Source organism: Paenibacillus sp. 1SOY10, assembly GCF_056836745.1.
Window position 1 is genome coordinate 395,256 of sequence record NZ_JBXENK010000001.1, and the last position, 14,825, is coordinate 410,080.

16 protein-coding genes are annotated in these 14,825 nt (G+C 49.6%); all 16 read right to left on the reverse strand.

What is annotated here, in order from left to right:
* Window positions 1–26: 26 nt before the first annotated feature.
* On the reverse strand, window positions 27–2,117 hold the full coding sequence (locus AC1VOR_RS01770) for a chemotaxis protein CheW (RefSeq protein WP_482615454.1): 2,091 nt from the start codon (window positions 2,115–2,117) through the stop codon (window positions 27–29).
* A gap of 28 nt (window positions 2,118–2,145) precedes the next feature.
* On the reverse strand, window positions 2,146–2,673 hold the full coding sequence (locus AC1VOR_RS01775; RefSeq protein ID WP_482615456.1) for a CheB methylesterase domain-containing protein: 528 nt from the start codon (window positions 2,671–2,673) through the stop codon (window positions 2,146–2,148).
* A 67-nt stretch (window positions 2,674–2,740) separates the two neighbouring features.
* A complete protein-coding gene (locus AC1VOR_RS01780; RefSeq protein ID WP_482615458.1) occupies window positions 2,741–3,556 on the reverse strand; it encodes a response regulator in 816 nt (271 codons plus the stop codon).
* Between the two features lie 30 nt (window positions 3,557–3,586).
* Window positions 3,587–4,474: a MinD/ParA family protein gene (locus AC1VOR_RS01785; protein ID WP_482615460.1), complete on the reverse strand. Its 888-nt coding sequence runs from the start codon at window positions 4,472–4,474 to the stop codon at window positions 3,587–3,589.
* Entirely contained in the window at window positions 4,471–5,886 is a 1,416-nt protein-coding gene (gene flhF, locus AC1VOR_RS01790; protein WP_482615461.1) for a flagellar biosynthesis GTPase FlhF, read from the reverse strand. Before flhF ends, AC1VOR_RS01785 begins: the two co-directional genes overlap by 4 nt.
* Entirely contained in the window at window positions 5,883–7,919 is a 2,037-nt protein-coding gene (gene flhA, locus AC1VOR_RS01795) for a flagellar biosynthesis protein FlhA (RefSeq protein WP_059053521.1), read from the reverse strand. The genes flhF and flhA overlap by 4 nt, the downstream gene beginning before the upstream one ends.
* A gap of 23 nt (window positions 7,920–7,942) precedes the next feature.
* The gene (flhB, locus tag AC1VOR_RS01800) at window positions 7,943–9,031 is read right to left on the reverse strand and encodes a flagellar biosynthesis protein FlhB (protein WP_482615463.1); all 1,089 of its coding nucleotides are present in this window, start codon (window positions 9,029–9,031) and stop codon (window positions 7,943–7,945) included.
* A gap of 14 nt (window positions 9,032–9,045) precedes the next feature.
* Window positions 9,046–9,834 carry a flagellar biosynthetic protein FliR gene (fliR, locus tag AC1VOR_RS01805; protein ID WP_482615464.1) on the reverse strand — a complete coding sequence of 263 codons (789 nt, stop codon included), beginning with the start codon at window positions 9,832–9,834 and terminating at the stop codon, window positions 9,046–9,048.
* A 12-nt stretch (window positions 9,835–9,846) separates the two neighbouring features.
* On the reverse strand, window positions 9,847–10,116 hold the full coding sequence (gene fliQ / locus AC1VOR_RS01810; RefSeq protein ID WP_059053526.1) for a flagellar biosynthesis protein FliQ: 270 nt from the start codon (window positions 10,114–10,116) through the stop codon (window positions 9,847–9,849).
* A gap of 41 nt (window positions 10,117–10,157) precedes the next feature.
* Window positions 10,158–10,919 carry a flagellar type III secretion system pore protein FliP gene (fliP, locus tag AC1VOR_RS01815; protein WP_482615466.1) on the reverse strand — a complete coding sequence of 254 codons (762 nt, stop codon included), beginning with the start codon at window positions 10,917–10,919 and terminating at the stop codon, window positions 10,158–10,160.
* Complete coding sequence (locus AC1VOR_RS01820; RefSeq protein WP_482615467.1) at window positions 10,919–11,452, reverse strand: flagellar biosynthetic protein FliO; 534 nt, start codon at window positions 11,450–11,452, stop codon at window positions 10,919–10,921. The genes fliP and AC1VOR_RS01820 overlap by 1 nt, the downstream gene beginning before the upstream one ends.
* A gap of 9 nt (window positions 11,453–11,461) precedes the next feature.
* On the reverse strand, window positions 11,462–11,827 hold the full coding sequence (locus AC1VOR_RS01825) for a response regulator (protein WP_482615468.1): 366 nt from the start codon (window positions 11,825–11,827) through the stop codon (window positions 11,462–11,464).
* 28 nt (window positions 11,828–11,855) lie between these two features.
* The gene (gene fliY, locus AC1VOR_RS01830; RefSeq protein WP_482615469.1) at window positions 11,856–13,091 is read right to left on the reverse strand and encodes a flagellar motor switch phosphatase FliY; all 1,236 of its coding nucleotides are present in this window, start codon (window positions 13,089–13,091) and stop codon (window positions 11,856–11,858) included.
* Window positions 13,081–14,079, reverse strand: a complete 999-nt coding sequence (gene fliM / locus AC1VOR_RS01835) for a flagellar motor switch protein FliM (RefSeq protein ID WP_482615470.1) — start codon at window positions 14,077–14,079, stop codon at window positions 13,081–13,083. The genes fliY and fliM overlap by 11 nt, the downstream gene beginning before the upstream one ends.
* 47 nt (window positions 14,080–14,126) lie before the next feature.
* Window positions 14,127–14,600, reverse strand: a complete 474-nt coding sequence (locus AC1VOR_RS01840; protein WP_482615472.1) for a flagellar basal body-associated FliL family protein — start codon at window positions 14,598–14,600, stop codon at window positions 14,127–14,129.
* Window positions 14,597–14,821, reverse strand: a complete 225-nt coding sequence (locus tag AC1VOR_RS01845) for a flagellar FlbD family protein (RefSeq protein ID WP_059053537.1) — start codon at window positions 14,819–14,821, stop codon at window positions 14,597–14,599. The genes AC1VOR_RS01840 and AC1VOR_RS01845 overlap by 4 nt, the downstream gene beginning before the upstream one ends.
* Window positions 14,822–14,825 lie beyond the last annotated feature (4 nt).

Genomic DNA, 14,825 nt, shown 5'->3' on the forward strand with positions numbered 1-14,825 from the left:
ACCTCCTTAAGAGTATGTGAATCGTCTTATTTGATGAACGCGTTGGGATCAATGATAAGCGCAACCTGGCCATCGCCCAGAATGGTTGCCCCAGCAACTCCCTGCACCGCCGGCAAGTATTTGCCCAGATTCTTGATGACGATTTCGCTTTGACCAATGAATTCCTCTACCGTTAAGGCCGCCATTCTCTCGCCCTTGCGGATGACAACAATCTCGGATTCCTCTTCCTCGTTCTCTAAGAAGCCAGGAACACCAAAGAGTGCGGTAAGAGACATCAGCGGAATATGCGTATTGCGATAAGGAATCATGGTGTATCCGTGAACCTCGCGGATCTGATCGCGCTTGATCAATCCAGTCTCTACAATAGAGGACAACGGGATCGCATATTTCTCCAAGCCCACCTTCACGAGCATAGCAGAGATAATGGACAAGGTCAGCGGCAGTTGCACCGAGAACTTCGTGCCCTGTCCCAGCTTCGATTCAACGGACACGACACCGCTCAAGGATTCGATCTTCGACTTGACCACATCCAGCCCAACACCACGTCCGGATATATCCGAAATGACCTCTGCTGTACTGAAACCGGCGGCGAACAGCAGCATGAACACCTGTTCATCGGACATCATCTTTCCTTCGCCTTCGGTAACAACACCGTTCTTGATGGCTTTCTTCAGGATTCTCTCCCGGTCGATACCATGTCCATCATCTTCTATTTCAATGAAGACATGATTGCCGCTATGGAAGGCGCGTAATTGAACAGTACCTGTCTCGGGTTTGCCCGCTGCGATACGGTCTGCGGTAGATTCGACGCCATGGTCAACGGCATTGCGGAGTAAATGCACGAGCGGATCACCGATTTCATCGATAACGGTTCGGTCAAGCTCCGTCTCCGCACCCACGATGACGAGATCGATTTTCTTATCCAGCGATTTCGCGAGATCCCGTATCATCCGGGGGAACCGGTTGAATACCGTGTCGATTGGCACCATTCGCAGCTTCAGCACGATATTTTGCAAGTCACTGCCAACCCGGCTCATATGCTCTACCGTCTCTGTAAGGTCGGTGCGCTTTACTTCCTCAGCCAGTTGTTCCAATCGCGAACGGTCAATCAGCAGCTCGCTAAGCAAATTCATGAGCACATCCAGACGATCAATATCTACGCGAATCGTCCGTGAAGGAGCAGGAGTTCCGCCCCCAGCCCGTGCACCGTTCTTCTGATTATGGTCTGCAGCAGGTGGCTCCGCCTTTTTGACTGGTACAGCATCAGTTGTCTTCTCGGCTACTGCCGGAGCCGTAACATCTGCGGTAGCTGCCGCTCCCATGGCTCCCGAAGCCAATTGCGACAAGGTCTCATGGTCCAGCGCCGTAGCTTCAGCAGAAGCGATCTCCGACAGGTTTATAATCATGCTCTGAATTTCGGCAGCTTCTTTTTGGGTTATGTAATAGAGTGAGAAGTTGCGGTCAAACTTTTCTTGTTCAATATCCTGTACGGATGGAGAGGATTTCACAATCTCCCCGTAACGCTCTAGCAGGTCAAATACCAGGTACGCTCTGGCTGCCTTCAGTTGACAATCCTCACGAATCGCCACATCGATATACATGACCTTGTGACCTTCACCAATCGATTGCTCCAATACGGAATATTGGAACTCATCCAATTGAATGGCTGGAGTAGCTGAGCCACCCGTTCCCGATTCCGCTGGCTTGTCAGCCCCGGATTTGCCTCCGCCTTCGAAATCGCCACGCACGATCGATTGCAATGAAGCCACGATGGCACTAACGTCCTCCTTGCCCTCCCCGCCCTGCGTAATATCTTCGACCATTAATTGCAAGGCATCCAAGCTCTTGAACAGCGTGTCAAAAATGAACTCCTGCATTTTAAGCTTTTCGTTGCGCACCAGATCAAGTACGTTCTCCATCTGATGCGTCAGCGAGGACAAATCCTCGAAGCCCATTGTCGCCGCCATCCCTTTCAGGGTATGGGCAGAACGGAAGATAACCTGGACAATGCTGATATCATCAGGGTTACCCTCCAACTCCAGCATTTTTTCGTTTAATGATTGCAAATGATCGTTCGACTCATCGATAAACATGGATAAATATTGGTTCATGTCCATGGTGAGGCACCTCCTCCAAGAGATTCCGTTATTTCACAACTTGTACTAGCTTAGGACCGATGTCATGCAACGGCAAAACATGACTGACGCAATTCAGTTCAATAGCCGAGCGCGGCATCCCGAACACCACGCAGGTTTCTTCGCTCTCGGCCAGGGTGGAAGTCACGCCAGCGTCATACAGCCGCTTCATGACTTTCGCTCCGTCGCTGCCCATTCCGGTCAGCAGCACGGCATGCCGCTTTAATGCTTCCAGAGGAAGCAGCGATTCGTACAAGACGTCCACTGAAGGCCTGTGTCCGTTACGCGGCTCCTGCTCTGTAAGATGTACGCGATAACCGCCGCCAGGGCTGGATACCACGTTCAGATGAAAGCCACCCGGCGCGATGTAAGCTGTACCGCTGTGCAGCCTTTCACCCTGCTCCGCTTCGACTACGGTCAGCTCGCTCAAGCTATTCAGCCGCTGAGCGAGGGACTTGGTGAAATTCGGGGGCATGTGCTGCACGATGACAATCGGTGCCGGGAAATTCCCCGGAATTTTCTCCAGGACGGCCTTCAACGCTTTGGGGCCGCCCGTGGAAGTCCCGATCGCGACCAGATCGGTGAAGCCCGTCCGCGGGCCGGCCTCAGGCACCAGGCCGGCTGCGCCCGCCGCCCGGCTCGGGGCGGCGACCGGTTCCACCGGCGCCGATGCGCGCGGCGAGCGGGTCACCCCGGCGGGCGATACGCCGCCGGGGGCTTCTTGCGCGGCCCCCGCAGGAGGCCGCGTGCTCTCCGCCGGCGCCTCGTCCCTGCGCCGGGCTGGCCCCAGCCAGCCTCGTCTGTGGACGAGGCTGGGGCGCCCGGGGCAGCGGGGCAGCAGGTGTACTGCTGCTGCCCGGAGCCCCGGGCACTGGCGAGGCGGGTGCGATGCCGGCCGCCTCGGAAGCCGCCGCGCGCGTAGCCGGCGGCGGTGCCCCGCTAGCCCACGACTTGCGCGCCGCGGGCGGAAGTTCCGCCTTGGCGGCATCCAGTGCCGCCGCCCGCGCGGCCCGCCGCTCCTTCGCTGCCATCGCTACCCGCATCTGTTCGCGAAGCTCGCGCCCCACCTCTTCGATGTCATGCGAGCTGGTGGTAGCCGATGGCTTGCGGATGAAGTCGAAGGCGCCAAGTTCCAGCGCCATGATCGTCTCCCGCATGCCCTGCTCATTGATGCCCGAGAGCATGATCACCGGCAAGGGATGCTCTTTCATTATTACTTTCAGTGCATCCAGACCGTTGAGCTCCGGCATTTCTACGTCCATGGTCACCAAATCCGGTTGAATGGCGGCGACTTGTTCAACCGCTTCCCTTCCATTCTTGGCGGTGGCCTCTACACGATAGGCCGGGTCCTGTTCGATGAGATCGGATATGATCTTCCGCATAAACGCCGAATCATCAACGACCAACACTCGATAAGGCATTGCCCTCCACTCCTGTTCCTTCACGCAGAATCATTTTGCTAGCTTTAACCATTTGTGCATAAATCCCTTGATTCCTGATAAAGTATCCCTTGGCTTGGTTTGCGGAACATTCAGATACTGGAACGCCAAACGCTGGATATCCCGGGCAGCCATACAGCCGGGGAAAGCGACAGAGAAAGGAATCTGCTTCTTGACCGCCTGCATGACATGGGTATCATCATGGATGTAACCCAGCGTAGGGATGTCCATGTCCAGAAAGCGCTGGGCTACGAGCGAAATTTTGTCGGCCACCTGCTTCGCTTCCGGCTCTCCCGTAACCCTGTTGATCACCAGTCGAAAGTTTGCCTCTGTTTCCATCCCATGCACCACTTTAATTAACGCATAAGCATCGGTAATCGCCGTAGGCTCCGGCGTAGTAACAACCAGACACTCATCTGCGGCCATGATGAATTTCAGCGTTTCCTTCGACAATCCCGCTCCGGTATCAAAGATGATGTAATCCATCTCGTCTGACAATGCTTCAATTTGCGAGGTAAAAACATTCAAATCTGCTTCGGAGAGCGAAAAAAGATCGGCGAGGCCGGAACCTCCGGCGATAAAGGGCAACGCCTGCGTGCCCAACTCGATGATCTCATTGATATCTCTTTCGCCCTTTAATAAATGATACAAATTGTACCTGGATCGCACCCCCATCAGGACGTCGATATTAGCCATCCCGATGTCAGCGTCAAAGAGCAGAACCTTACATCCCAGCGTCTTTAAAGCAAGGGCAAAATTCAACGTGAAATTAGATTTGCCCACACCCCCCTTGCCGCTGCTGACGGTAAGAATCCGAGCTGCCCCTTTGCCGACTCGGGGCTCGCCAGGGTTTACCCTTGAGGACACCAGCTTTCGGAGCGTCTCAGCCTGATCATTCATAGCTGCTGCTCTCCGAGAAGAATGTCCACCAGGAGCTTCTCCTCAGCATGCAGCAGATCATCCGGCACATTTTGACCGTTGGTCAGGTAGCAGACCTGAAGAGGATACTGTCCCAGCAGATTATAGATAGGACCAAAGCTTTCTGTTTCATCCAGCTTCGTGAAGATCACTCGGGTCAAGTCATACCTGCTGAAATGCTCGGTAATTCGTTTCATATCCTGTGACTTTGAGGTCAGACTCAACACAAGATAGGTTTCACTTTCGTCCGAAGGGGTCAACAGACTGTGTAGCTCCGCAACGAACAACTCATTTAAGTAATTGCGCCCGGCGGTATCCATCAGGATTAAATCACAATGCTCCAAACGCTGCATCGCACGCTGCACATCGCCAGGAGACTGCACTACCTCCATCGGTACATTTAAAATGGAAGCATACGTTCTTAGCTGTTCGACGGCCGAGATGCGATACGTGTCCGCCGTGATGAACCCTACCTTCTTCCGGAGACGAAAAATCTGATCAGCCGCCAGTTTCGCGATAGTTGTTGTTTTCCCCACGCCAGTAGGTCCGGCAATGTACACTATCCGCGTGTGTTCTCCGATACCGGAGCTGACTCTCCCCTCCAGAAATGACTCGATGGTCTCCCTCGTGCGCTCCAGCACATCCTCATCGCTTAAGCTTCTTCCGGAGATCATCCACTTGTCGTAAACCTCGTCGATCCAGGCGTCAATCCACTCGGGCGCCACTTCCTGATCGGTCAGGCGCTGGCGAATCTCCAGCAACTTGGGCGGCAATTCACGCTCATCTCCCTGTTTCTTAGCCAATTGGCTCATCCACAGCTTCATTTGTCTAATTTCTTCTAACAGAACCTCTTCCTTCTTGTGCAGTTCTGGACTTACCTGTTCGGAAATAAGCGAAGCGGTATCCATAGCCGAAGCTCGCTTAATGGCTTCTCCGAATTGCTCCGCCGAGATGGCGGAACCCGCTGATCCGGGGGGAACCTGAACCTTGGGCGGAGCCGCATTCACAGAAGACTGTGCCGTTAACACCTGTGACCGTTCCTCCCGCTCCTGCAACAAAGTTGCCGTTACCGCTGATACCGCCTTCTCTTCCGAAGAAGAAGTTGAGGCTAACTGCGCCGATTTGCGATAAGCTTCCGGCACAGCACGACGGGCAACCGGCGCGGGAGCCGCCGGCTTGGTTGCTTGCGGTTTGGCTCCAGTCCCCTTCGCGGCGGGAGCACTATGGCTCTCAGTTGCCGCAATGACTTCAATCTTCTTCTTGCGAAACATTCCGAGAAAGCCGCCTACCTTCATATCCTTGGTACTCAAGATGACGGCATCCGCTCCAAGCTCATTCCTGATTTTCAGCATAGCGTCAGGCATTGTGTCTACGATGTAGCGCTTCACTCTCATAAATTCACCACCCCGACACTCTGAATTTCAACATTCGGCTCTAACTCGCTGTAAGACAATACCGGGATATCCTGCATGCTACGCTCAATGACCTGACGCAAGTACATGCGAATGGTTGGAGAGGTCAGGAGAATCGGCTGATGTCCCGTCTGGATCAAGCGGTTGATCTGCTCGGTCAACTTTTGGAACACCGTCTGCGTCGACGCCGGATCAAGGGCCAGGTAGCTGCCTTGCTCCGACTGCTGCACACTCTCTGCGATTTTCTTCTCCAGTGTAGGTCCTACGGTAATGACTCGCATCGTTTCGCCTGGCTGCGTAAACTGCTGGGTAATCTGCCGGGAAAGAGCTTGTCTGACATATTCGGTCAGCACATCCGGGTCCTTGGTGTAAGTCCCGTAATCTGCCAACGTCTCAAAGATCGTCACCATATCGCGGATAGAAATTTTCTCCCGCAGTAATTTGGCCAATACCTTCTGTACATCGCCAATCGTCAACACGGACGGAATAAGTTCATCCACAAGCACGGCATAGCTTTCCTTGAGGTTATCCACCAGGGCTTTGGTCTCTTGACGTCCAAGCAGCTCATGTGCATGCTTCTTGATTAATTCCGTTAAGTGTGTAGCAACTACAGATGGGGGGTCCACCACGGTGTAACCTGACAGCTCTGCCCGATCCTTGGAAGCTTCATCAATCCAAAGGGCCGGAAGACCAAAGGCTGGTTCCTGGGTCTCAATACCCGTGATGCTATCATCCTCCATCCCGGGACTCATGGCCAAATAGTGATTAAGTAATAATTCACCGCCACCTACGACATTTCCTTTTATTTTAATGACATATTCGTTCGGTTTTAGTTGAATATTGTCGCGAATTCGAATCACCGGTACTACAAGTCCAAGCTCAAGTGCGCACTGTCGACGAATCATAATAATACGATCCAACAAGTCTCCACCTTGCCCCGTATCCGCTAACGGAATTAACCCGTAACCAAATTCAAATTCGATAGGGTCTACCTGTAACAGATTGATGACACTCTCCGGACTTCGTACCTCTTCGATCTGTTGTTCCTCCTCCTGCTGCTCCTGCTCGACAACACGCCGATCGATGTTTTTCTGCATTCGGAAAGCCGCAAAGATGAGCAGACCGGCGAAGGGCAACGTGGTCCAAGGGCCAATCGGTGTAAACAACCCGAGCAGAGCAATCGTTCCGGCTACGATATAGAGCAATTTAGGATAAGCCAGCAATTGTCCGGTAATATCTTCACCAAGATTACCTTCGGAAGAAGCACGGGTAACAATTAACCCTGCCGCCGTAGAAATCAACAATGCTGGAATCTGACTTACCAGACCATCCCCGATGGTCAGCAGTGAATACGTGGACATCGCTTCGCCAAACTCCATACCATGGATTGTCATCCCGATGATGAAGCCGCCGATCAAGTTGATGATGAGGATAATGATGCTGGCGATGGCGTCACCTTTAACAAATTTACTCGCCCCGTCCATTGCCCCGTAAAAGTCAGCTTCTCTCTCTACTTTTCTGCGGCGCTCGCGCGCCTGCTGTTCATTGATCATGCCCGCATTAAGATCCGCATCAATACTCATCTGCTTACCTGGCATCGCATCGAGGGTAAAACGAGCGGCAACTTCAGCCACACGCTCGGAGCCTTTGGTAATAACGATAAATTGAACAACCACGAGAATCAGGAAGACGACAAAACCGACAACGGGTTCCCCCTGGGAGACCCATGAGCCGAACGTGGCCACAACGTGGCCGGCTTTGGCTTGCCCCAGAATCAGCTTGGTGGTCGACACATTCAGCGCTAGACGGAATAAGGTCGTTATGAGCAGCATCGCCGGAAATATGGAAAATTGCAGTGCTTCCCTGGTGTTCATCGCGACGAGCAAAATAATTAATGAAAGCGAGATATTGATAATCAGCAAAAAGTCCAACAACCATGTCGGGATCGGGACGATCATGAGCAGAACAATACCTATAATGCCAACAAGGATAAATATTTCTTTGAATTTTTTCATCGTTGTTCCCCTCGATCCCTTCATCATCTAACCTTGCCCTTAAGTTTGTATACATAGGCCAATACTTCGGCTACAGCCTGGAACAAATCGGCGGGAATGGTCTCCCCGATCTCGGTCCGTTGAAACAACGCCCGAGCGAGCGGCCTGTTCTCCATCGTGATAATCCCATGCTCCTTAGCGATTTCCTTAATACGAAGGGCCACGTAATCCTGGCCTTTGGCAACGACCTGCGGAGCCTCCATCTGTGTACCGTCATACTTGATGGCAACAGCGAAATGCGTAGGATTCGTAATGATTACGTCAGCCTTAGGGATTTCCTGCATCATCCGCTGCAACGCCATTCTGCGTTGCCGTTCACGAATTTTCCCTTTGACGAGCGGGTCCCCTTCCATCTTCTTATACTCGTCCTTGATATCCTGCTTGGACATCTTCAAACTCTTCTCATGCTCGTATCTCTGATACATATAGTCCAGTACGGCAAGCACGATAAGAGCGGCCGCAATCTTGATTCCCAAGTTCATAGTCAGACGAGCTGTAAAGTAGAAAGTATCTTCTATGGACAAATGCCCCAGAGAAGCGATGGTACCACGATATCCCCAAATCGTTGAATATACGAGATATCCAATAATGGAGAGCTTGAATAAGGTCTTTAAGAATTCTACCAACGACCTCATAGAGAAAATATTTTTAAATCCTTTAATAGGATTAAGCTTGCTGAACTGCATCTTCAGTGATTCTCCGGTAAGCATGAACCCCACCTGTCCATAGCTCACTATCACGGCGATAACTACGACGACGAGGAAGATAGGAGCCAGCAACAACAGAATCTGAACTCCCAAATCACTGAACATCGTCATCACATTTTCCTGGGTGACATTCATCGTCATCCGATGGTAAAAAACATCAGTGAACAGAATCACCAGACGTTCCTTAATGTATCCTCCGAAAAAAGTAAGACTAAGAAAACCGGCCAACAGAATGAAGGCACCCGTCAAATCCTGGCTTTTGGCGACCTGGCCCTTTTTACGGGCATCCTGCCGCTTCTTCGGGGTCGCTTTTTCCGTCTTCTCTCCGGCAAAAAGCTGCAGGTCCAGCGAATACCGATACGCCATTACAATCCCCCATCCTACGTCGGTCTTCGGCCGATCGTGCTGAGCAGATCATGCAGCGCATTAAACAGCACTTCGAACAAAGATTGGAACGCGTAAATGAAACTTGGCACCAGGATGAGCAAGACCACCAACCCAACGATAATCTTAACCGGAATCCCGATCACGAAAATATTGAATTGTGGCGCAGTACGCGCCAGAAAACCAAGTGCTACATCCGTGACAAACAAGGCAACTACCATTGGCGCAGCCAATTGGAACGCCAAGAGAAACGCATGACTGAACGTCTGAACAAGAAATTCTGCCAAGTTTCCGTTATATATTTTTTGGAATAAATCATTGGATAACGGAATCCAGTTATAGCTACGAATCACGGCATCAATAAGATAGTGATGTCCGTTCATACTTAGAAATACCAGCGTAGCGATAATGTATTTGAGATTACCGAGCACCGGTGCAGAAGCACCTGTCATCGGGTCGATGACGTTGGCGATCCCAAAGCCAATCTGAATGTCAATAAATGAACCAGCCATTTGAATAATGTTAAAAATTAAGTTGGCCACATATCCCATAAGCAATCCGATCAACACTTCACGGATAATATACAAAACATAGTTCAGGTCATTTGGCACTGCCTGTTGTGTACCGATGGTCAACAAGATCACAAGCGCGATCATTCCCGAGAACCCAACCTTAAATGTAGTAGGTACAGAACGGGATGAAAAAATCGCTGATACTACAAAAAAAGCGGTCATTCGACAAAAAATCAGCATAAACACAGAAATACCTTGCAGCAAAGTCTCCATAATCACCGATGCCTAACCGATATAACTAGCAAGGTTGTTTAGTATGCCATACGTAAAATCAACCAAAGTAGTCAGAATCCATGGGCCAAATATCAATAAAGCAATCAGTACAGCGATAATTTTGGGAACGAAGGCCAGTGTCTGTTCCTGAATCTGGGTTGTTGCTTGAAAGATACTTATCAGGAGCCCCACCGTTAGTGCGATAAGCAGCATCGGCGCACTGACTTTTAGCACGGTATACACGGCTTGTCCGGCCAGACCTATAATGAATTCCGAACTCATAAACCGTCTTCCCCCTCCCTGAAATAACCTACTGCACTTCTCTATGGATTAAAGCTGACGAGTAATGATTTAACGATTAAATACCAGCCGTCAACAAGTACAAACAGCAGTATTTTGAAAGGTAATGAGATCATGACCGGCGGTAACATCATCATCCCCATGGCCATGAGTACGCTTGAAACGACAATGTCTATGATCAAGAATGGAATAAAGATCATGAAGCCCATCTGAAACGCTGTTTTCAGTTCGCTGATAGCGAAGGCTGGAACCATAACGGACAACGGGATATCTTCATAGCTATTTGGCTTCTCCATCTTGGTGTACCCCATAAACAATTGAAGATCCTTGGTTCTCGTATGAGTATACATAAACTTCTTCATCGGTACAGATGCCTTATCCAATGCTTCTGTTTGCGTGATCTCCCCCTTAATATAAGGCTGAAGAGACACTTCATTAATAGTAGAGAGCGTTGGACTCATGACGAACAACGTCAGGAACAGGGCAAGACCGATTAACACCTGGTTGGGTGGCATTTGTTGCGTACCCAAGGAACTACGGACAAAGCCAAGCACGACGACAATGCGAGTAAAGCTTGTCATCAACACCAGTATGGCGGGTGCAATGCTAAGCACCGTAATCAGTAGAATAATAGAAAGTGAGCTGGTGCTTGGTGTCCCTCCCGAATCTCCGATTTGAATATCTATATTCGGAATCGGATTGACTGGCTCGGCAGAAGCGACGGTGACAACAAGCACACTCCACAAGGCCAGCAACAAGCTGACTATCAGCACTTTTTTCTTCATTAATCCCTCGACCGATCTGTAGATTGTTCTTCCGGCTCTTGTAGCAGTTCTTCCATCTGCCGCTTCCGATCCGGCAGCTTACGCAGTTGTGACTGGAACACCTCATGAAAAGCGGTGCCTTCCAATTCCTCTTCTTGCGGTGGCTCCTTTTTGAAACGGGAGATCAGACCAGAAATACTGGACGCGAGGCCTGACAGTTCGGTGCCTTCCGACTCAAACGCTTGCTCCAGTACAGCCACCTCATCCGGATCGGATATTTTATCAATGAAGGAAACGTCCTCCCCTACACCGATGAGGTATACATGATCTCCGATTTCAATAACCTGGAGAGATTTGTTCGGGCCAAGGCCAACGGCTCCCAATATCCGTATAGAGCGACTCTGAGAAAGGTACCGGTTCCGCTTGCCCAGAAAACGGGCCAATATTATAATCAACGCCACAATAAGGACCAGAACAACGATTACGGTAACCAAACTTCCCCAAAGATCAACGTCTCCGGTAGGGTACGGAGGCTCCTGCTGCACCAAAGTCATCTCTGAACCCTACATTCCAAGCGTCTTGTTGATCGCTTCAATAACACGATCAGATTGGAAAGGCTTCACAATGAAATCCTTCGCCCCTGCCTGTATCGCATCGATGACCATCGCTTGCTGCCCCATAGCAGAGCACATGATAACTCTAGCATTCGGGTCCAAAGTTCTTATTTCTTTCAGTGCTGCAATGCCGTCCATTTCAGGCATCGTGATATCCATCGTAATCAGGTCAGGATGCAGCTCCTTAAATTTCTCCACCGCTTGCGCGCCGTCTTGAGCTTCTCCCACAACTTCAAATCCGTTCTTGGTCAAAATGTCGCGGATCATCATTCTCATAAAAGCTGCATCGTCTACGATTAGAATTCGGTTTGCCATTGATTTAAAATCCTCCCTAAACTATCTACTATTGTAATTTTTGAATGCGGTCCCATTGGCTAACGATATCCGTAACGCGAACGCCGAAGTTTTCATCAATAACTACGACCTCGCCTTTGGCAATCAACTTATTGTTCACCAGAATATCCACAGGTTCACCAGCAAGCTTGTCCAACTCAATGATAGAGCCTTGCGACAATTCCAGGATATCTCTGATTTGCCTTTGGGTCCTTCCTAATTCTACGGTGACTTTCAGGGGTATGTCCATCAGTAAGTTTAAATTATTTTCGTCAATTTGATTGAATGACGGATTTCCCAGGTTTGCAAACTGTACAGGCTGCACATTCGGATTGCGCCCAGGAGCAGTTCCATAATGATGTGGTTCTGCATAAGGCTGACCTTGCGGAGGATAACCGTAAGGTGCAGGAGGTTGGCTATATCCGACTGCTGGCGGCTGCTGATATACCGGCGCTGGCACATCTTGAGTGGCTGCCGGCATGGGTGGCGCTGATATCGATGGTGCTGGCGGTGCTACTGGAGCCGCTGTTGCCGCTGCTTCGAGTGACGCGCTTTCCGTTGTAGATCCGCTAATTAAACTATGAACCATCTCTTTGGAAAACTTCACGGTGAGCAGTTGCATAATTGTAGAATCTATTAAATCACCTATAGTTAGACGAAAAGAAATTTTAATTAGTGGGTCGGAAGGTGGCAAGCTCCCCACTCCATTTCCCTCAGACATATTAAGAATATCAATGCCAGGGGGAGATATGTTGACAAACCTATTGAAAATAGTTGACATTGATGTCGCCGAAGAACCCATCATCTGGTTCATGGCTTCTTGAACCGCACTGATATGAATTTCGTTTAATTCCTCTTCAGCCGGATTTCCTTCTCCACCTAACATCAAATCAGCGATCACTTGAGCATCACGGGTCTTGATGACCAGAGAGTTCATCCCTTCGAAACCATCGACATACTCGACGTGAATGGCTACATGCGGTTTTGGAAATTCAGCTTCGAACTGCGCCCGTGTAATCACCGATACCTTCGGGGTTGTAATATCCACCTTCTTATTCAGCAGGGTAGACAATGCAGTTGCTGCGCTACCGAACGTGATATTACCGATTTCCCCAAGAGCATCCTGCTCTAGTGGCGACAACACATCATCAACTGTCGGTTCGGCTGGCGCAGAATCAGATTCCTGATTAGCCTGCTTCAACAGGGCATCGATCTCCTCTTGAGATAAATAATCTTTACTCGTCAAGTTCTTCAACTCCTTCGCTGACAATTTCATCAATTTGTACAGCAACCCGGTCTTTTAAGGTTCCCGGACTACCAATGTATTTCAGCCTCTCCCCAACCCTAATCTGTAGCCCTTCCTGCACCGGTTTATTCAACGAGATAACATCGCCTACAGAAAGTCCCAAAAATTCCTGTATTGAAAGTTGAGACTCCCCTAACTCCGCGATAATCGGTAGTTGGGCCTTATGGACACGGTTGCGCAGTGCTTCAACTTCTTCAGGAACACGCGATTTCTTTTGCGATACAAACCAATGGTGAACCGAAAGCTTTGGCATAATAGGTTCGATAACAACATGTGGAATACAGAGATTGATCATCCCGGTCGTATCACCTATCTTGGTGCTTAAAGAAATAAGCGCAATCGTCTCGTTGGGTGAAACAATTTGCATAAACTGCGGGTTTGTCTCAAGTCCTTCCATCCGTGGACTAATGTCCACAATGGTCTTCCAGGCTTCCTGCAAGCTTTCGAATGCCCGGCTAAATATGCGTTCCATGATAATCGTTTCAATTTCCGTTAAAGCACCAACTTTTGAAGGTGTAGTTCCTACCCCTCCAAGCAACCTGTCCAGCATGGCAAAGGCGACATTGGGATGCACTTCAAGCACCATTCTTCCTTCCAACGGCTCCGCCTCAAAAATGTTCAGGATCGTCATTTTCGGAATAGAGCGGATAAATTCGTCGTAAGGAAGTTGTTCTACCTGAACCACACTAATTTGAACAAATGTGCGAAGCTGGGCTGAAAAATAGGTAGTGAGATAACGGGCAAAATTCTCATGAATTCGAGTCAAGCTTCGAATATGATCCTTCGAAAATCTCACGGCTCGTTTAAAATCATAGGCCCGGATTTTCTTCTGCGTCTCTTCCTTCTTCAGTTCCTCGGCATCCATCTCTCCAGATGACAGCGCGGCAAGCAGTGCGTCAATCTCATTCTGCGATAATACATCAACCAACCATCTCACCCCCTTGGAAAACTCGTATCCGTTCGATATTAGTAGATTTAAATTCTCGTCATAATAAAGTTGGTAATATCGATCTGAATCAAATTCCCTTCCGGCAGTGATTTGTTGATCAGGTTGAGGAGTTTGGTACTCAGATTGTCCTTTCCTAATGCTCCTGTCAGTTCTTCCGGCTTGGTATCAGCCAACGTTTTAATGATGATTGGCTTAATTTTATAATCTTTGATTTTGTCGAAGGATTCCTTAGAGATTTCGTTATCCAACTGGAAGGCAAAATTCATGACTACCACATAATTAGGATCTGATAGATTCGTTTTGATATCGTCGATTGTTGCTGTCACCAATACAATTTCGTCTGCCGATAATTGTTTCGTCTGAGCTACGCTATTAACAGCACTTCTCACTTCTGTACCAGGCTCAGGTTTGTTCATTTGATTTACCAGCAAAAAGGCAGCCAGCACGATCAGGGTGACAGCCAGCAAAATCGTCATCAGCCAAGGCAGCATTTTCTTCATGACCATTCCTCCGTTTGTTGCACTTTAATAGTTGCTGCGTGGATGCCGATTTCCTGGTAATATTCCTTGACCATCGCAATTACATCGGCCGCCTTCTCCAGCACAATAATACGCTTGCCCGTTACAAGGGTGACGTATGTATCCGGTGTTTCTTCCACCGTTTCAATCATTATTGCATTAAGCCATAACTGTGAACCGTTCAAGCGCGTTACAGAAATCATGATT